Source organism: Rhizobium sp. SVR5-2C (assembly GCF_056755115.1).
The window spans coordinates 62,728-80,751 of sequence record NZ_JBNDHT010000001.1 but is presented as its reverse complement, the minus strand read 5'-3'; the positions used below and the strand labels follow the sequence as shown (position 1 = coordinate 80,751).

The following is an 18,024-nucleotide window of genomic DNA, read 5'->3' as shown; positions in this document are numbered from 1 at the left end:
AAACTCCTCAAACGCGGCCTCCAGTATTTCACGAGGCCGCCTTGCCTTCTGCTCCGCCCGCGATGTTTTCTTTCCAATTCGTTTGACAACATCGGGGGTACACCTGTGGTGGCCCGCTCAGGACCCTTGCCGGTGACTTGGTCTTACCTGTTCGACTTGAATCAATGTTGCGTGTGTCAACATTTTTGATCCGAAGGATGTTGACATCGCCTACTTTTGCCATTAAGTGGGCATTGTCAACATCTGGCAGTGGCCTTTTACACGCAGCAGATTGAAGCTGGCCGATCAACAACGCGGCTCTCTTCGCAACCTTACCGGAGCAAAAATGCAGTCCTTTCGATTGCTGGGAATTGGTCTCGCCTGCGCAGTTCTGGCTGCCTGCGAAGACAAAGCTGAAGTGGCGCCGCCACAGCAGCAGGTCCGTGTCGTCGCGGCCGCCGAGGCTCAGTATCAACCCGGTGCGGAAATCACCGGCGAGATGAAGGCCAGGGTTCAGACCGAGCTCTCCTTTCGCGTCAGCGGCCGGGTTCTTGAGAGAAGGGTCGACATCGGATCGCATGTCCACGCCGGCGACGTTCTTGCCCGCCTCAACGACACGGAACAGCAGGCGGACGTCAGCGTCGCCCGCGCCGCGCTGGAGTCGGCGCAGGCCGTCCTTACACAGAAGACACTGGCGTTCGAGCGTTCGAGGTCGCTCCTGAGGTCGCAGGCTGTCCCGCAGGCGATCTTTGACGATGCGCAGAAGGAGCTGCTGAGCGCGCAGTCTTCCCTCGAGACCGGCGAGGCCGCGCTTGCGACTGCCGAGGACGCGCTGTCATACACCGAGCTTAAGGCCACCGCGGACGGCATTATCACCGCGCGCGGCATCGAAGCCGGGCAGGTGGTATCAGCAGCGCAGTCCGCCTTCACGCTCGCCCATGACGGTCCCCGAGACGCAGTGTTCGATGTCTTCGAGGCGTTCTTCCTGGATGGCCGGCCGTTGAAGGACGTCGAGGTGGCACCCGTGTCGGACCCCTCCCGCGACGTCCATGGCAACATACGCGAGGTTTCACCCGTCATAGATGGGAAGGGTGGCACGATCCGGATCAAGGTGGGGCTCCAGGGCGGCACGCCATGGCCGCTCGGGACGCCCGTGGTGGGCAAGCTGCGGGCCGCGCCGCGCGACGGAATCGTGCTGCCCTACACCGCGATCGCATCAGCCGAAGGCGAACCCGCCGTGTGGCTCGTGAACGGCAAAAACCACTCGGTTTCGCTCCGGAAGATCTCTGTCGGCCGATACCGCCAGAGCGATTTCGTCGTCACGGGCGGCGTCGCCCCGCACGACCTGGTCGTGACCGAAGGTGGAAAGTTCCTCAAGGAAGGCCAGGCAGTCGCCTGGGATGGCAAGTGAGATGACTCTCAATCGCATATGCAACTCTCTCTCGCTTCTTCTGTCTATGTCGCTTCTTGCAGGCTGCGATCAGGACTCCGTCGCAAGAGAGCACTCGGGTCCTCGTCCAGTTAAAGTCGTCATAGCTGCGGCCGAAAGCAACCAGGCGCCAAGCTTGCCTGGCGTCGTACGCGCCCGTATCGAGACCGATCTGGCGTTCCGGACGCTCGGACGAATGGTGTCTCGCAAGGTCGACGTGGGCGACCTGGTCCACAAGGGCGATGTCCTCGCGGAGATCGATCCTCTTAGTCTCCAGCTCGCGGTCAAGAGCGCGGAAGCCGATCTGCGCAACGCTCAGGCGCAGTTGGAGAACGCCGTGACCACCGAAATGCGCAAGCGAAGGCTCGTGCAACGCAATGCGGCAAGCGTTGCCGATCACGATCTTGCCGAACAGCAGCTCAAGTCGGCTACCGCCAATGCTGCGAAAGCAACGGCAAGCCTTGCGAAGGCGCATGAGCAGCTTGGCTACTCCGAGCTGAGGGCCGAGTTCGATGGCGTCATCACCGCCGCGTTCGTAGAGATGGGCCAGACCGTCTCTGCCGGCCAGCCGGTCGTGAAGCTGGCACGCCTCGAACAGCGCGACGTGATCGTCGACATTCCGGAGGCGCAGTTCAGTAACATTCGCCTGGACGACCGCTTCAGCGTCGCCCTCCAGCTCGACAGCAAGATTCAAGCCATTGGCGTCGTCCGCGAGATCGCGCCTCAGGCCGATCCGAACACCCGCACCTATCGGCTGAAGATCGCCATCGATCAGGGCCCGGACATCTTCCGACTCGGCGCCGTGGTGACCGCGACGCCGTTTGTCGATGAAAGGACACAGGCCATCGCGCTACCGGTCTTCGCCATCCGCAGCGAAGGCGGCGCCATCCAGGTCTGGGTGGTGGATCGCTCGACAGCCACCGTGGCTAAGCGACCGGTTGAACTGGATGACCCGGCGTCCGGCGCCCGTTCCGTCAAGGTTCTCTCGGGCCTGCGGGAAGGGGAAGAGATTGTCGTCGCCGGAATCGACCAACTTGTCGATGGACAGAAAGTGAAACTCGCACCGGAGCTACCCCCGTGAAAAAATTCAACCTTTCGGACTGGGCGCTCAAGCATCGTTCTCTCGTCTGGTATTTCATGATCATGTTCGCGGTAGCGGGCACCTTCGCCTATCTCGGGCTCGGTCGCGAAGAAGATCCGTCTTTCACGATCAAGACGATGGTGATCCAGGCCCGGTGGCCGGGCGCTTCCGCTGAGGAGGTGACACAGCAGGTCACCGACCGCATCGAAAAAAAGCTGCAGGAACTCGACAACCTCGAACACACACGCAGCATCACGACCGCCGGTCAGACGATCGTCTTCGTCGACCTGCTGCCGGATACGAACGCGCGGGACGTGAAGCCCACCTGGTCGCGCGTCCGCAATCTAATCGACGACATCACCTACGAGTTTCCCCAAGGCGTGGTCGGACCGTTCTTCGATGACCAGTTCGGCGACGTGTACGGCAATATCTTTGCCTTCATGGACGACAGCGGACTTAGCCAGCGGGAACTGCGCGATTTCGCCGATAACGCCCGAACGCAAATCCTCAAGATCCCCGACGTCGGCAAGGTCGACGTGGTCGGTGCGCAGGACGAGGTGATCTACCTCGAATTCTCGACCCGCAAGATCGCCGCCCTCGGCATCGACCGCTCCGCCATCATCGCCACGCTGCAGGCGCAAAACGCTGTCACGCAGTCTGGTTTTGTCGAAACCGGACCGGAGCGCGTTGCCTTGCGGGTCGGCGGGCGGTTCATCTCCGAAGAGACCTTGCGTAGGATCAATCTCAGGGTCAACGACCGCTTTTTCCCGCTGACGGACGTCGCCACCATCACGCGCGGCTACGTCGACCCGCCAACTTCGCTCTTCCGCTTTAACGGAAAGCCGGCCATAGGGCTCGCGATCGGCATGAAGACGGGCGGCAACCTCCTTGCCTTCGGCGAAGCGCTCGACAAGACGATGAGCAGGATCGTTGAGAACCTTCCCGTTGGCGTCTCGGTCCAACAGGTTTCCGACCAACCGAAGGTGGTCGACGAGGCAGTGGGGGGCTTCACAAGGGCCCTGTTCGAAGCGGTCGCGATCGTGCTCGCGATCAGCTTCATCAGCCTCGGGATGAGGGCTGGCCTGGTTGTGGCGGTTGCGATCCCGCTGGTTCTCGCCATCACCTTCCTGGTGATGCTCTACACCGGCATCTCGCTGCAGCGCATCTCGCTCGGAGCGCTGATCATCGCGCTCGGGCTTCTCGTGGACGACGCCATGATCGCCGTCGAGATGATGGTCGCGCGGCTGGAAGCTGGCGACAGTCTGAGGAATGCCGCGACCTACGTCTATACCTCGACAGCCTTCCCGATGCTTACCGGCACGCTCGTAACTGTGGCGGGTTTCATTCCTGTCGCTTTCAACAAGAGCAACGCAGGCGAGTTCACCTTCACTCTTTTTGTCGTCATTGCCGTGTCGCTCGTCGTTTCGTGGGTGGTCGCGGTTTTGTTCACGCCTCTGATTGGCGTGACCATTCTACCGAAGACAATGAAGAAGCATGCTGAGCACAAGGGGCGCTTTGCCAGGGCGTTTTCGAGCCTGCTGCAGTTCTGCCTGCGCTGGCGCTGGATGACGATCGTCGCAACAGTTCTCCTCTTCGCTGGATCGATCGTCGGCTTGTCGATGGTGCAACAGCAGTTTTTCCCGAGCTCCGACCGTCCTGAACTGATCATCGACTGGAACCTGCCGCAGAACAGTTCGATTACGGAAACGAGCCGCCAGATGGCCCAATTCGAGCATGAGATACTTGCCGGCAACCCTGGCGTCGAACATTGGTCGACATACGTCGGCAGGGGCGCGCCGCGCTTCCTTCTATCCTTCGACGTGCAGCCGGCCGACGTGTCCTTCGGCCAGACGATCATTGTCACGAAGGATCTCGACGTCCGCGACAAGCTGAAGCAGCAGATGGAAACCTACCTTCAGAAGACCTTTCCGGGAACGGACGCCTATGTGAAGCTACTGGACATCGGGCCCCCGGTCGGCAAGCCGATCCAGTACCGCGTGTCCGGCGAAAATCTGCAGACGGTGCGCGACCTGGCACAGAAGCTGGGCTCGATCGTCGGCTCCCATCCTTCCCTCAGGAACCTTGCCTTCGACTGGAACGAGCCGGCCCGTGTCGTGAAGATTGACGTGCTGCAGGACAAGGCCAGGCAGCTCGGTGTTTCCTCCCAGGACATCGCGATGGCGCTCAACACCGTCGTACAGGGAAATGCCGTGACGCAGGTCCGGGACGACATCTATCTGGTCGACGTCATCGGCCGTGCCGCGGAAAAGGAGCGCGGCTCGATCGACACGCTGCTTGATCTGCAACTGCAGAGCAGCAGCGGCCAGTCGGTCCCGCTGTCATCGGTCGCAACCTTCCACTATGAGCTCGAACAGCCGACCATCTGGCGGCGCGACAGAGTTCCGACCATCACGATCAAGGCGGGGATTGGCGATGCGACGCAGCCGGCGACCGTCGTGAAGGCGCTCTCCGACAAGGTTGCGGCCTTCGAAAAGACGCTGCCGGCCGGGTACTCGGTCAAAGTGGGCGGCGCGGTCGAGGAAAGCGCCAAGTCGCAGGGTCCGATCGCCAAGGTGGCGCCTGCCATGTTCGTCATCATGGCGACGCTCCTGATGATCCAGCTTCAGAGCTTCCACAGGCTTCTCCTGGTCTTCTCGGTGGCCCCTCTGGCCCTCATCGGCGTCGTCGTGGCGCTCCTTGCCAGCAACTCGCCCTTGGGGTTTGTCGCACTCCTCGGCGTCCTCGCGCTGGTCGGGATCCTCATCCGCAACTCCGTGATCCTGATCGTCCAGATCGAGGAGTTACGCGCAGAGGGGATGTCCGCGTGGAATGCCGTGGTGGAGGCGACGGAACATCGCATGCGGCCGATCATGCTGACGGCAGCGGCCGCGACCCTGGCTCTCATTCCGATCTCGCATGAGATATTCTGGGGTCCAATGGCCTACGCGATGATGGGCGGGATCGTCGTCGGCACGGCGCTGACGCTTCTCTTCCTGCCGGCGCTCTATGTCGCGTGGTTCCGGATTCCTCGCGAAGTCGAGCAGAACTGAGATGACGTCACCGCTCTCGCTCCCTGGGCGCATTGCCCAGGATTTCACCGGATATCGCCTCACCGCGACGATCGCTGCCTTTCATTGCGCATGCAGAACCGTCCCAATCCTTGTAGTCCTATCTCTCGTTGCATCGGGTTGCGCCAACCGGGTGCAGGATGTCCTTCAGCCTCTCGCCATGGCCCCGACCGGCACAATTCGGGTCACCATGCTGGTCGCTACGACGCGCAAGCCGTCGGAGGGATCCTGGCAAGCTCTATTCCGGCGACCGCGGGACGGCGATCTCCCTCAACAGCGTCGATGTCTCCATACCTCCCGACCGAAACCGCAAGGTCGGGGAGGTGCAGTGGCCGTCGCGCATGCCGCCCAACCCGCAAAAGGAATTCGCGGTCACGCAGGTCGCCAAGGTCCAGTCCGAAGGACAGGCCTTGGACTGGTACCGTCGGAACCGAAACTCCAGGCATCAGGTCGTCATTTTCGTACATGGATTCAACAACACCTATGCCGACGCGGTCTTCCGCTTCGCGCAGATCGTCCATGACTCGGGAACCGACGCCGCGCCGATCCTCTTCACCTGGCCGTCAAGGGGGCGCGTCTTCGACTACCTCTATGACAAGGAAAGCGCCAACTACTCGCGCCGGGCTCTGGAGGATCTGATCCTCCAGGCTGTGAAAAGTCCCGACGTCTCCGATGTGACAATCCTCGCTCACTCCATGGGCGGTTGGCTTGCGGCGGAGGCCCTGCGCGGCGTCGCCATGCGCGAGAAGTCGATCCCGGCGAAGGTCAAGAATGTCATCCTGGCATCGCCGGACATCGACATTGATGTATTTCGCCGTCAGTTCATGGAGATGGGGCCTAAGCGGCCGCAGTTCGCAATCCTAACGTCGAAACACGACAAAGCTCTGGAGGTTTCGAGCTGGCTATCGGGTGGCGTCGACCGCGTCGGTGATTCCGATCTTGGACCCTATGCGCCTCTTCTCGACGAACTCGGCGTTTCCGTCATCGACACCAGCGCCGTCGCGACGAACGACCCGCTCGGCCACAATGCCTTCGCCGATAGTCCGGAGATCGTGCGCCTGCTCGGGCGGCGGCTGGCCGGGCAGAGCCTGGATGGCGGAAAGGCAAGCGTCGCGGACCAAATCGGGGTGACTGCAGCAAATTTTGCAGGCTCGGCGGCGCGCCTTGCCGTCGCGGCGCCAGTCGCTGTCATCAGCCCGGAGGCGCGAGATATCCTGAAGGAGGAGCTCACATCCGACGGCGCAACCATAAAGGACGGGCAGATTTCGTACTGAACGGTAGCCGTTCAACCGAAGGGATGAATCCTCGATTGGCAAGGATTCGTTAGGATCGGGCGATGGAATCACCAGGACTGTAAGACGCCGGGCGCGGGCTGAATACGCCCGGATCGTCGAAAGCCGGCACCGTCGCGTTGCCGGCTGTACGGACCATCGAAGACAAACGTCACGGACGTCGCGCGGCTTCTTGGCAGGTCCCGGCGAGCGTGTACAAAATCTTCCCCTCCAAGGCTGCGATCGGCGATGCCATCGCCGAAAATTTCCTGGAGACCAGTCTGCGCTTCCCCGCGTTCGCGCCTGGTGAACGACGCGATGCAGCGAGCTGCCTGAAGGAAGCCGGTGATGATCATCATGGTGAACAAGCGCCGCCGGCCTTTGGCTTTTTGCGCGTTATCGCCCAGGTTGCCGGTCGCCTTGACTCAGCCCGCTCGCGGTTCTTCGGGGCTCAAAAGAGTGCCTCCTCAGTCCCTGCTCGGTGGCCTCGATACCGCTTCCCAACAGCTGCAAAAGCAGCTGAATCGGTAGAACATTTTCAGTCTCTGAAGTAGTCTCATGCAGGTGTTTGTTCGCTCCCAAAAATTTTCTTGGATACCCTCTTGAAACCGGAAAGTTGGCAAACCAAATCGATCTTAGCGGCAGCCCAGACGGGGGCCGAAATTTCGGAGACGCAGGTTTCCGATGCGTCTCCTTTCCATGTTGCTTTACGGAGGATATGGTCATGAGAACAGAGTTCGACTTCGCACCCTTTTACCGGTCCAGCATCGGCTTCGACCGCGTCTTCAATCTCCTCGACAACGCGCAACGTCTTCAGGCGGAGACGTGGCCGCCCTATGACATCGTCAAGACCAACGAGGACGCCTATCGCATCATCATGGCGGTCGCCGGCTATGGAGAAGGGGACCTCGACGCCACCCAGGAACGCAACGTCCTCATGGTGAGGGGCGAGAAGACTGAGGAGACTGAGGGCGAATACCTGCACCGTGGTTTGGCCGGCCGCAGCTTCGAGCGGCGGTTCGAGCTTGCCGAACATGTGAAGGTCGAAAGCGCCTCTCTGAAGAACGGTCTTCTGAATATCTGCCTGAAGCGTGAGGTCCCGGAGGCGATGAAGCCGCGCAAGATCGCGATTGGCGACGACAGCCAGGCTCAGGCGCCTCTGCAGATCGCAGCCGAACAACAGGTCGCTTAACAAACACCCTGCAGAAGGCAGACGCCGTCCCTGCGGCGGCAAAAGCCTCGAGGCTTACAGACATGAAGACGGTCAATGTGAAGAACCTCGCGCCGTTCGATGAGCGCGATCTTGCTGCCTGCCAGCCCCTATTCGATCGACTTCTTCAGGAGGCTAAAGTTGCCAAAGACTCGGAAGAAGCCAAGCGGATAGCCGCTACACTGGTCGAGCTTTATCGGCAGGGTATTCGCGATCCGGAGAGTCTCCGGATCATGGTCGAAGGCGACCAGGGTCATACGCAGGCGTTCTGAGTCCGCGACCACAGTATAGTTGCGGCCGCCTGTGAACCGGGCGGCCGTTCTTACTTCGTGGAGGATCGTCTATCGTCATTCCACCTCTAGGTCTTTGTTTCCGTCGGCTGTGTGTCTCAAACGAACTCGCCGCAGTTCGTAAACGTCACACCGAAAAAACGGACCGCGCTCGGACAATACGGCGCTTGCCGCAAGGACGATCGGCCCAGAGGAAACTTTGAATACACCTTCGCCGTCTCACCAGCTTCTCTCAGCGAAAGAAATTTTGCGTCAGCGTGGCCAAGTTCTCGTCAAGCCATGCCGCCATCGCCTTATCCTTCGGCGAGGTTTGCCTGCAAGCCCGCCGTCGCGGCGCAGGATTGCCCACTTCGGCTATGGTGAGCAGGGACCTGTGAGCGGCGATCTCGAAGTTCTCGAAAGCAATGTTGGCAAATGCGTCCTTCAGAATCTCGCTCCCCGCCACGGCGTGGCCAAGAGCGGCCATAGACCCGGTGAAGGGTAAGCCATATCCTTCAATGTGGGGAACCGTCACCATTGAAGTCATAAGCCCCGTCGGCAACTCTTCTATCCGAATGGCCACTGATGCAGCATCGTCCGAAGCGGCTAAAGGCTCAACGGCAGGTGCATTGCTGTTCTGCGGGTGCACCCTAGATAAGCTTATCGGATCGCGCGAACGATGAGGCAGAATGCGGCGGCACCAATGCTAAACAAGGAGATCATTTGGAGAGAAGCTCGCGAGCGGGAGATCGGTCCACCGCCGGCTAGGTTAGGAAGCGATCATCGCCAGGCGCTAGCCAGAAGGACTGTAGTATGAAGGCCGGAGTGTCATTGACGTCGAAATGGAAGGTTTAGGCACTTTGGCAGCAAGCGGGAACATAAATGCTGGAAGCCGGTAATGGGAGAATGAAATGAGCGACCGTCGGAGGACCGAGGCAAAAACTGGCATCGCTGGCCTGGATGAAATTCTTTGCGGCGGGTTGACCCGCCGACATGTATTTCTTCTCGAGGGCGCGCCTGGAACGGGAAAGACGACGATCGCCCTTCAGTTCCTCCTCGAGGGCGCAGCACTCGGAGAAAGGTGCCTGTACATTACTCTGTCGGAAACGGAGGAGGAACTGAGGGGTACCGCGGCGTCCCACAATCTGGAACTTGACGAAAAGATCGAGATCTTCGAACTGGTACCGCCTGAAAGCCTGCTGAACGCCGACCAGCAGCAGAGTCTTCTCTATTCCTCGGACTTGGAACTCGGCGAAACAACAAAGATGATCTTCGGATCTTTTGAGCGGCTCCGCCCCAGCCGCGTCGTGATCGATAGCCTCTCGGAAATCCGCCTTTTGGCGCAGAGTTCATTGCGCTACCGACGCCAGATTCTCGCGCTGAAGCACTTCTTTGCGAAGTCGGGAGCCACTGTCCTCCTTCTCGACGACATGACCTCGGACGCCCTCGACAAGACTGTTCACAGCGTGGTTCACGGTGTCATTCATCTTGAACAGCTTGCGCCGGAATACGGATCGGAACGCAGGCGTCTGCGGATCATGAAATACCGCGGACGATCGTTTCGTGGTGGCTTTCACGACTTCGTCATCCACACGGGCGGCGTCCGGGTCTTTCCACGGCTTCGAGCACTAGAGCACAAGGCTGAATTTTCTCGCGGTATGCTTGGAAGCGGCGTCGCCAAACTTGACGGCTTGCTCGGCGGAGGGATTGAGCGTGGATCGAGTACCTTGCTGATCGGTCCTGCTGGAACAGGCAAGAGCCTCTTTGCGCTCCAGTTCGTCGACGCGGCCGTTAACCGCGGGGAGCGGGCCGCTGTCTTCGTTTTCGATGAGGAGCTCGGACTCTTGTTCGCCCGGACGAAATCCATGGGATTTGACTTCGAACGTATGAGAGACGAAGGGAAGATCCACATAGAACAGCTCGATGCTTCGGAGGTTTCTCCTGGGGAGTTTGCGCAGCGGGTCCGTGACCGTGTCGCTGACTTCGATGCGAAGACGGTCGTGATCGATAGCATTAACGGCTACCAGGCGGCGATGCCCGAGGAGAACGCACTCATCCTTCACATGCACGAACTACTCCAGTTCTTGAATCGGCAGGGCGCGGCGACCTTCCTCACGGTCGCTCAGCACGGGCTGGTCGGAGATATGAAATCCCCAGTCGATGTCACATATCTATCTGACACGGTCATCCTGCTGCGTTACTTCGAAGCTTTTGGCAAAGTTCGCAGGGCCGTTTCCGTCATCAAGAAGCGCACCGGTAGACACGAGGAGACGATCCGGGAATTCTCAATCAGCGAGCGGGGGCTGATGGTGGGGGAACCTCTCTCCGCATTTCAAGGAGTTCTCCGAGGCGTTCCCACCTTCGCTGGCGACGGCCACTCTTTGTTGTCGGATTCGAACGAGGATCGCGAACATTCCTGACCAGCCCGTAGTCAACCTCATCTTAGCGCCATCCGGAAGGGACGCGCAAATTGCCGCATCGCTGCTCGAGGAGGCTGGTGTGTCCGGCCAGGCTGTGGCCGATCTGCCCTCTCTATTGCGCCAGCTCGACGAGGCTACTGGTTTCGTCGTCGTGACTGAAGAGGCGCTGCGAAGCGCCGATCTGAAGCCCTTGTCGGAATGGATAAAGCAGCAGCCGAGCTGGTCGGACATGCCATTCATAGTCTTGACACAACGGGGTGGCGGTCCAGAACGCAATCCTGCTGCAGCGCGCCTTTCCGAGGTCCTTGGCAACGTCAGCTTCCTGGAAAGGCCGTTCCACGCCACGACGTTCATCAGCGTCGCCCATACGGCAATGCGAGGGCGCCGCCGCCAGTATGAAGCGCGCGCTCGCATTGAGGCGCTGCGCGAAGGGGAACGCCAACTGCAGACGGCGCTGGAGGCAGGCAGCCTCGGCGCCTGGGAGCTCGCCCTCGGCAGCCGGATACTGACGACCTCGACGATGTGCCGGGCGATCTTCGGTAGAGGACAAGACGATCCGTTCACATATGAGCACCTTTTGTCCAGCATCTATCCCGACGATTTTCAACGGATGCAAGAGGCCTTAGCTGCTACCATCGAGACCGGCGTCGACTTTGCGATCGAATGTAGGACGCTGTGGCCGGACGGCTCAATCCGCTGGGTCGAGCTCAGAGCTCAGCTTTACCGAAACAGAGCGGGCGAAGCTGTCAAGATGGTCGGAGTATCGGCGGACATCACCGAGCGTCGCAACACGCAGGCGCAGCAGCAAAAGATGAACGAAGTCCTGGAGGAGCGGGTTGCAGCCCGGACTGCCGAATTGGAGGCGGCTCACGCGGCTGTCCTGGCCGAGGTCGCACAACGTGAAAGGGCCGAAGAGCAGCTTCGCCAATCCCAGAAGCTGGAGGCGATCGGCAAACTGACAGGAGGAGTCGCCCACGATTTTAACAATCTTCTGATGGCAGTCCTCGGAAATCTCGAACTTCTGCGCAAGGCCGTCGCGGGCAACGAGCGCATGCTCAGGCTGGTCGACGGAGCGCTCCAGGGAGCTAGGAGGGGAGCCTCTTTAACACAGCGACTACTTGCCTTCGCAAGACGCCAGGACCTGCAGGTCAAACCCGTCGACCTTCGGAAGCTCGTGATGGACATGGAGGATCTTCTTGGAAGGTCCGTCGGACAAATGATTGTTTTGGATAGAGAGCTACCGGACAACCTCCCGCCAGTTCTCGCCGACCCCAACCAAGTCGAGCTCGCGTTGCTCAATCTCGCCGTCAACGCCCGCGACGCCATGCCCGAGGGGGGCTCGTTGAAGATCGCACTGGCTGCGAACCTGCTGAATGAGGGCAGCGTTGACCTTGCAGCCGGTCATTACGTCATCTTGTCAGTGACCGACAGCGGAACCGGCATGAACGCGGAGACTCTTGCAAAGGCAGTCGAACCCTTCTTCTCCACAAAGGAACTTGGCAGGGGTACCGGACTCGGGCTCTCGATGATCCACGGCTTGGCTCTTCAACTCGGCGGCCGCTTCACCCTCAGAAGCACGCCAGGAGCCGGCACAACGGCCGAACTATGGATACCAGTCGCCAACGGGACTGCGGCAGAGGTCGAAGAAAAAGAGCGGCCAATTGGCATCGAATCGAATACCGCATCAAAACGAGTTCTCCTGGTCGACGATGACGTGCTGATTGCCATGAGTTCCGCGGACATGTTGCTCGACCTCGGCCATGAAGTTGTAGAAGCCCATTCGGGAGCCGAGGCGCTCGAGTTACTCGGGAGCGGTGAGCAGTTCGATCTGCTTATCACCGATTTCTCCATGCCAGGCATGAACGGCGTCGAACTAGCCAGGGTTGCAAGGCAGCTGCACCCGGGTCTGCCGGTCCTAATGGCGACCGGGTACGCGGACCTGCCGTCGGATGCGCAGATTGATGCCGTGCGGCTAGGAAAACCATTCACCCAGCATCAGCTCGCAACAGAGATCTCCAACGCTTTGCAAGGTTAGCGCCAATCAGGTCGGTCATAGCGCAGTGAGGCCACCGCCTCCCAATGTCGTCATCGCAGGTCTCCGTCATGAAGCTCCCGTGTCGTGCGTCCGATCCGGTGGGGCGGGAATGCGGCGAATTAGCGAGAGAGGGTCAAAGTACCGCCAAGGGGGCAGGTAGGGGACGCGGAAACCACGCGGCGCCAGACTGAAAGGCATCAGCACGAGCTGAGGTGAGGAAAACCGCCGTGCGGCAATTCTGATCAATGACTGAAATAACCCGCCGTTCCGGTCAGATGGCGTACAAAAAGAGACCCGCGGCTGGTGGAGAGTGCCTGCGGGGTCAAGTCGCCAGTTTCGCTGGCTGGATGCGCTGGCGGGCGTCGCCAAGACACGCAATCCGCCAAACTAACGAGCCGGGGAGGCAATGCGTTCCAGTGCGCAACCTTATGGTCAAACGAAGCCTCGGCGGAGCGAGTAAGACGAGGGGAAACAGTGACCTCGCGACCTTTCAGAAGGGCGCTGAAGAGGCCGAGCTGTAAGCCCCGGTACGCGGCCCAGACAACTGAACGATCAGATGACGCGAATGTTTCGGCGGCTGGCAAAGATTTTCCGGCACGACCTACTTGTCGAACTCAGTCCAGGACCATGAACCCAAACGGAAGAGCGACGAGTGTTCAGCGTCTGGCTTGCTGGCTGCTGATATGCCAGGGCCGAGTGGAAGACCCACGCTTGATTAACTCATGAGTACCTCTCCAAGATGCGGGGTCCTCGTGAGGGCTGGCGGACAAGGGCACCTTGCGATCTTCCTCCCATGCCGGGCCTCACGCAACTTCGCGGTCTTCAGCCCACGGACAACGAAAAAAGGCCGGACCGAAATCCCGTGCCACCTTGCTCCATCCGTCTCACACTATTGGCAGTACATCCATGGTCAGCCGCCCGAGACAAATTCACCACTCGATATGAGGCTGACAGAACGCTGTCAAGCCGAACCTCAACCGTCAATTGCTGCGCTGGCGCTGGTGGAGTAGCTGGGCCGGCGCCGCATTGTCAGGAGGTGTCATTTGCTTTGCCGGAGCTTCGCCCACCAGGCGATTGGAGACGAGCGACGAGGCGGCTTCAGTTGCCGCGGGTCACAAAGCAACTTCGGTGTAGCGGTGTTCGAAAGATCGAGTTGGTCCCAAGGAACAGCCAGTCCGTCACCTGAGCGAAGACCGACAACCCCGAGGACGGCACGGGCGAGTGAGGACGAAGCCAGGCTCTCAAGAAGCGCAAAGGTCCCGACGTGATATTCGACGATGAAAAGTTCGTCGCCATGCTCTTCCGCCACGACTCCTCGATGCGTCCGACCACCTCGTTGCCGCGCCCTAACACCCGGGCGCCCAGCAGATCCTGGAGAAATAGCTCGCTCATGACAGCCCGCCCGGAATCCAGGGCAGAACGCTTCGACGAAGCCGCTCCTGCCAACGCTCCAACGGCAGTTCCCGGCGGTCGGCATCGACGGTTATGTCGACACCGACGTCGACGACGTGATACCAGGCGAGCCGATATCCGCCGCCTCGATCGCGAGCAAGCGCGCGAAGACCGACGCCTATCAACAGCCTCCTGGCCAAGGTCGACGCGCCGAGTTCGACCGCTTCGACTCTGGGCCGCCCGTGCTCATCGAGGCGCAGAACGATGCCGTCGGCCCTTCCAACGCGAATCTTTGTCTTATCGACAAGCTGCTTGTCGAGAATGTCTCGCACGGGGTGCATGTCAGCCTCCCAAAATTTGCAGCGGTACAGTGACGATCGCCAAGAGCGAAGGCCAGTCCAATGATGAACAGGACGACAGCGTTACCCATCCAGCGATTCGTATGGTCGCCAACGAACGCCTTATCGTTCATCAGGAACAGAAACGGGATGACGCCGAGAGGAAGGCTCATGGCAGTGATTGCCATCGAGAAGATGGTGACCCGCAAGGGATCGAGACCGGCTTCGATGGGAATGACGGCGATAACGGTGGCAACCGTCTAGACGAGGTTGAAGGCGGGATCGGTTTTTGGCTTTGCGTCCTCGGACCAGTTCCAGCCGAACCCCTGGGTGGTGATATAGGCCTGGGCGAGGCTCAGCTCCAGCGCGGCGCCGAAACAGGTGATCAGCAGCGAAGGGAAAAGATGTAGATGCCCCCAGGTGCCGAGGGCTGGGGTCAGGATCATCGCGATCTGCTCGTAGCCTTCGATGTCCTCGATGCCGCAGGGAGGGTACACCATGGCGGCAAGGACGATGATGGCGACGGAGAGCGCACCTCCAAACGCCATGCCGAACGTCGCGGTAATCTTGTTTATTCCAAAATACGATTTGTCCCATTTTTCTTCGATAGCCCCGGACGAATAGAAGAAGAACAGATAGTTGGAGATCGTGGCCCCGAGGATGCTGACTCCAATGAAGGCGTAATGCGCTCCGTCCTTGTCGGGAAGAGACGGGACTGCGCCCCTCGTCACTTCGCGCCACGGCGGCCCCATTACGAACACGGCGACCACGAACGAGAGCACGATCAGTCCGAGCGCCGACACTCCCTTTTCGATCGTTCCGAACGTGCCGCGCCATAGCAGCAGCCAGACGGCGGCGTGGCAAATTTTGAGAAGAACTTCGACGTCTGCGCCTCTTGCATGCTTTTCCTCGCGCTACCCGGCGAAGGGTAACGCGAACCTCAGCCCCGCTGTTCCTTTGGCCGTTGTTTCACTGGGGAAAGAGGCGGAGCTCGGCGCATTCCGCTTGTTGCGGAACCTCCATGCCCATAGGGACGGTATGTCCGGCGGCTATTCGACTGTCGATAGTGCCATCCGAGACACCTTCACCATCCGCGACGGTAAAGCGCCGCGCTAGTACGCCGCCGGATACATGGCCGCAGAAGTAGCCGTCAGCTACCACCCGAGCGCGACACTGCCGCCGCGAGGCAGGCGGCGGCGAAGCCAAGAATTTCGGCCGGGGGTCATCCGTCGAAAGTACCTAGCCGGCGCCGGGACGAAGGTCAGGTGAGACGTCGATCACCAAATTTCCGCGCTTGACGACCGCGTTCTGGAAAACGCCGGCAGAAGCTCTATGCAAGATCGGGCAGACCACCGATGAGTTTGTCGAGTGTGATTGGATAATGGCGGACCCTGATGCCGGTCGCGTTATGGATGGCATTGGCAATCGCGGCGGCGACGCCGCAAATACCCAGCTCCGCAATGCCTTTCGCCTTCATCGGAGACGACATCGGATCCGTCTCATCGAGGAAGATCACCTCCTGGTGCGGGATGTCGGCATGCACCGGGACTTCATAGCCGGCCAGGTCGTGATTGACGAAGAATCCGTGGCGGGTGTCGACGGCGAGCTCCTCGGACAATGCGCCGCCGGTGCCCATGGTCATGGCACCGATGACTTGGCTGCGCGCGGTAATCGGGTTGAGAATTCGGCCCGCCGCACAGACGGCCAGCATCCTGCGGATCCGCGTCTCGCCGGTGGTAACATCCACGCCAACCTCGACGAAGTGCGCGCCAAAGGTCGACTGCTGATGGGTCTCCGACAGCTTGCCCCATTGGATCGTGTCCTCGCCGACAAGGCCTTCAGCACCGGCGGCCTCGGCGAGAGACACCGACCTGTTGCCGGACCTAACCTCGCCGTTCTCGAAGATGATGTCTTCGGAATTGAAGCCGAGCTTCTGGGCGACGGCCTCCCGCAGCTTGGCGCAGGCAGCGTAGACACCTGCGGTCGAACAGTTTCCTCCAAACTGGCCGCCGGAGCCCGAAGAAACCGGAAAACGGGAATCGCCAAGGTGAACGCCGACCCTGTCGACCGTTACGCCCATCATCTCGGCTGCGGTCTGCGCGATGATGGTGTAACTGCCCGTGCCGATGTCAGTCATATCAGTCTCGACCGTGACGACGCCTTTGCGATCGAGGCGGACGCGGGCGCCCGAGGGAAGCAGCAAATTGTTGCGGAAGGCCGCCGCAACGCCCATGCCGATCAGCCAGTTGCCTTCGCGGCGCGAGCCAGGTTCGCCGCGGCCGCTCCATCCAAAGCGCTCCGCGCCCAGCTTCAGACAGCCCACGAAATTGCGGTGGGAGAAGGGACGCCCCGGCTTTTCCGGATCGACCTGCGTATCGTTGATGACCCTGAACTCGACGGGATCGAGTCCCAGCTTCTCCGCCATCTCGTCCATGGCGATTTCGAGCGCCATCATGCCTGAGGCCTCACCCGGAGCCCGCATCGCGTTGCCCTCGGGAAGATCGAGCGTCGCAAGCCGCATCGCCGTCATCCGATTGGCGCCGGCATAAAGCAGCCGGGTCTGGTTGACGGCCGTCTCCGGCTGGCCTCCACGCAGGTCTCCCGACCAGCTCTCATGGGCGATCGCCGTGATCTTTCCGTCGCGCTCGGCACCTATGCGAATGCGCTGGATCGTCGCTGGGCGGTGCGTCGTATTGTTCATGAGGAACGGCCGGGGGAGCGCGACCTTGACCGGACGCCCGGCAGCGTTCGCGCCGAATGCGGCAAGGACGGCGTCGGCCCGCAGGAACAGCTTGGAGCCGAACCCGCCGCCGATGAAGGGCGACATCAGATGGATCTTTTCCTTATCGATGCCGAGGGTCGTTGCGAGATCAGACCGCCACCAGTCGATCATTTGGCTCGACGTCCAGACCGTCAGCTCGTCTCCGTCCCAGGCTGCGATAGAGGCGTGCGGCTCCATCATCGCATGCGATTGGTCCGGTGTCGTATAGGATTGGTCGAGGGTGACCGGTGCAGCCTTGAAGGCGGCGTCGAAATCACCAACGGCCGTGTCGGGATCGCCGGATTCGGGCTTCACTGCCGACTTCATCGCCTCTTTGAGATCGAACGCGCCCTTCTCCTGCGCGTAGTCGACCTTGACGAGCGCTGCCGCGGCACGCGCCTGTTCGAATGTTTCCGCGACAACGACGGCGATCGCCTGATGATAATGCTGGATCTCGCTACCGCCGAACAGTTTCGCGGTGTTGAACTTCCCCTTTTCTCGCTCGCCGACGTCAGGCGCCGTCACGACGGCGAGCACGCCTGGCGCCTTCTTCGCGGCGGAAACATCGATGGAGTTGATGCGGCCCTTGGCGATCGCTGCGCCGATCGGATATCCATAGGCGTAACGCGTGCTTGGATCATGCCATTCGTAGGCATATTTGGCCTGGCCCGTGGTCTTGAGCTGGCCGTCGATCCGGTGGACCGGCTGGCCAATGACCTTGAGGCGGTCGATCGGATTGGTCGTTGCTGGCGTGTCGAACTGCATGGCTTA

General features: G+C 60.6%; 13 protein-coding genes and 1 pseudogene. 9 read left to right on the top strand and 5 right to left on the bottom strand.

The features are described from left to right. Positions 1 to 325: 325 nt before the first annotated feature. The 7 genes and pseudogenes from ACPYOI_RS00410 to ACPYOI_RS00380 all read left to right on the top strand — a co-directional run bounded on the left by ACPYOI_RS00410 (position 326) and on the right by ACPYOI_RS00380 (position 8,310). A complete protein-coding gene (locus ACPYOI_RS00410) occupies positions 326 to 1,390 on the top strand; it encodes an efflux RND transporter periplasmic adaptor subunit (RefSeq protein WP_481422388.1) in 1,065 nt (354 codons plus the stop codon). 1 nt (position 1,391) lies between these two features. Next, the gene (locus ACPYOI_RS00405) at positions 1,392 to 2,489 is read left to right on the top strand and encodes an efflux RND transporter periplasmic adaptor subunit (RefSeq protein ID WP_481422387.1); all 1,098 of its coding nucleotides are present in this window, start codon (positions 1,392 to 1,394) and stop codon (positions 2,487 to 2,489) included. Further along, positions 2,486 to 5,539 (top strand): efflux RND transporter permease subunit, encoded by a 3,054-nt coding sequence (locus ACPYOI_RS00400; protein ID WP_481422386.1) that lies wholly within the window; start codon positions 2,486 to 2,488, stop codon positions 5,537 to 5,539. The genes ACPYOI_RS00405 and ACPYOI_RS00400 overlap by 4 nt, the downstream gene beginning before the upstream one ends. A gap of 1 nt (position 5,540) precedes the next feature. Continuing rightward, positions 5,541 to 6,831, top strand: a pseudogene (locus tag ACPYOI_RS00395) (alpha/beta hydrolase). A 209-nt stretch (positions 6,832 to 7,040) separates the two neighbouring features. Then, entirely contained in the window at positions 7,041 to 7,382 is a 342-nt protein-coding gene (locus ACPYOI_RS00390) for a hypothetical protein (protein ID WP_481422385.1), read from the top strand. Positions 7,383 to 7,552: 170 nt separating this feature from the next. Beyond that, entirely contained in the window at positions 7,553 to 8,020 is a 468-nt protein-coding gene (locus ACPYOI_RS00385; protein WP_481422384.1) for an Hsp20 family protein, read from the top strand. Positions 8,021 to 8,082: 62 nt separating this feature from the next. Further along, on the top strand, positions 8,083 to 8,310 hold the full coding sequence (locus ACPYOI_RS00380; RefSeq protein WP_481415569.1) for a hypothetical protein: 228 nt from the start codon (positions 8,083 to 8,085) through the stop codon (positions 8,308 to 8,310). Between the two features lie 250 nt (positions 8,311 to 8,560). Here ACPYOI_RS00380 and ACPYOI_RS00375 read toward each other — a convergent pair whose 3' ends face one another. Beyond that, positions 8,561 to 8,956 carry a DUF892 family protein gene (locus tag ACPYOI_RS00375; RefSeq protein ID WP_481422383.1) on the bottom strand — a complete coding sequence of 132 codons (396 nt, stop codon included), beginning with the start codon at positions 8,954 to 8,956 and terminating at the stop codon, positions 8,561 to 8,563. A gap of 262 nt (positions 8,957 to 9,218) precedes the next feature. Between ACPYOI_RS00375 and ACPYOI_RS00370 the strand changes: the two genes are divergently transcribed. Together ACPYOI_RS00370 and ACPYOI_RS00365 are read left to right on the top strand one after the other, a co-directional pair. Continuing rightward, a complete protein-coding gene (locus tag ACPYOI_RS00370) occupies positions 9,219 to 10,727 on the top strand; it encodes an ATPase domain-containing protein (protein WP_481422382.1) in 1,509 nt (502 codons plus the stop codon). Next, positions 10,711 to 12,762, top strand: a complete 2,052-nt coding sequence (locus ACPYOI_RS00365; protein WP_481415607.1) for a response regulator — start codon at positions 10,711 to 10,713, stop codon at positions 12,760 to 12,762. Before ACPYOI_RS00370 ends, ACPYOI_RS00365 begins: the two co-directional genes overlap by 17 nt. A gap of 1,098 nt (positions 12,763 to 13,860) precedes the next feature. Here the strand turns inward: ACPYOI_RS00365 and ACPYOI_RS00360 are convergent. The 4 genes from ACPYOI_RS00360 to paoC form a co-directional block, all read right to left on the bottom strand. Next, positions 13,861 to 14,154, bottom strand: coding sequence for a hypothetical protein (locus ACPYOI_RS00360; protein ID WP_481422381.1), 294 nt, complete (start codon positions 14,152 to 14,154; stop codon positions 13,861 to 13,863). After that, positions 14,151 to 14,495, bottom strand: a complete 345-nt coding sequence (locus tag ACPYOI_RS00355) for a hypothetical protein (protein ID WP_481422380.1) — start codon at positions 14,493 to 14,495, stop codon at positions 14,151 to 14,153. The genes ACPYOI_RS00360 and ACPYOI_RS00355 overlap by 4 nt, the downstream gene beginning before the upstream one ends. A gap of 257 nt (positions 14,496 to 14,752) precedes the next feature. Next, on the bottom strand, positions 14,753 to 15,334 hold the full coding sequence (locus tag ACPYOI_RS00350; protein ID WP_481422401.1) for a divalent metal cation transporter: 582 nt from the start codon (positions 15,332 to 15,334) through the stop codon (positions 14,753 to 14,755). Between the two features lie 488 nt (positions 15,335 to 15,822). Next, positions 15,823 to 18,018, bottom strand: a complete 2,196-nt coding sequence (gene paoC, locus ACPYOI_RS00345) for an aldehyde oxidoreductase molybdenum-binding subunit PaoC (protein WP_481422379.1) — start codon at positions 18,016 to 18,018, stop codon at positions 15,823 to 15,825. Positions 18,019 to 18,024 lie beyond the last annotated feature (6 nt).

Coding starts and splice junctions, on each gene's coding strand:
- ACPYOI_RS00385 (WP_481422384.1), top strand. CDS start 7,553: ATGAGAACAGAGTTCGACTTCGCACCCTTTTACCGGTCCAGCATCGGC.
- ACPYOI_RS00370 (WP_481422382.1), top strand. CDS start 9,219: ATGAGCGACCGTCGGAGGACCGAGGCAAAAACTGGCATCGCTGGCCTG.
- ACPYOI_RS00360 (WP_481422381.1), bottom strand. CDS start 14,154: ATGAGCGAGCTATTTCTCCAGGATCTGCTGGGCGCCCGGGTGTTAGGG.
- ACPYOI_RS00410 (WP_481422388.1), top strand. CDS start 326: ATGCAGTCCTTTCGATTGCTGGGAATTGGTCTCGCCTGCGCAGTTCTG.
- ACPYOI_RS00405 (WP_481422387.1), top strand. CDS start 1,392: ATGACTCTCAATCGCATATGCAACTCTCTCTCGCTTCTTCTGTCTATG.
- ACPYOI_RS00355 (WP_481422380.1), bottom strand. CDS start 14,495: ATGCACCCCGTGCGAGACATTCTCGACAAGCAGCTTGTCGATAAGACA.
- paoC (WP_481422379.1), bottom strand. CDS start 18,018: ATGCAGTTCGACACGCCAGCAACGACCAATCCGATCGACCGCCTCAAG.
- ACPYOI_RS00380 (WP_481415569.1), top strand. CDS start 8,083: ATGAAGACGGTCAATGTGAAGAACCTCGCGCCGTTCGATGAGCGCGAT.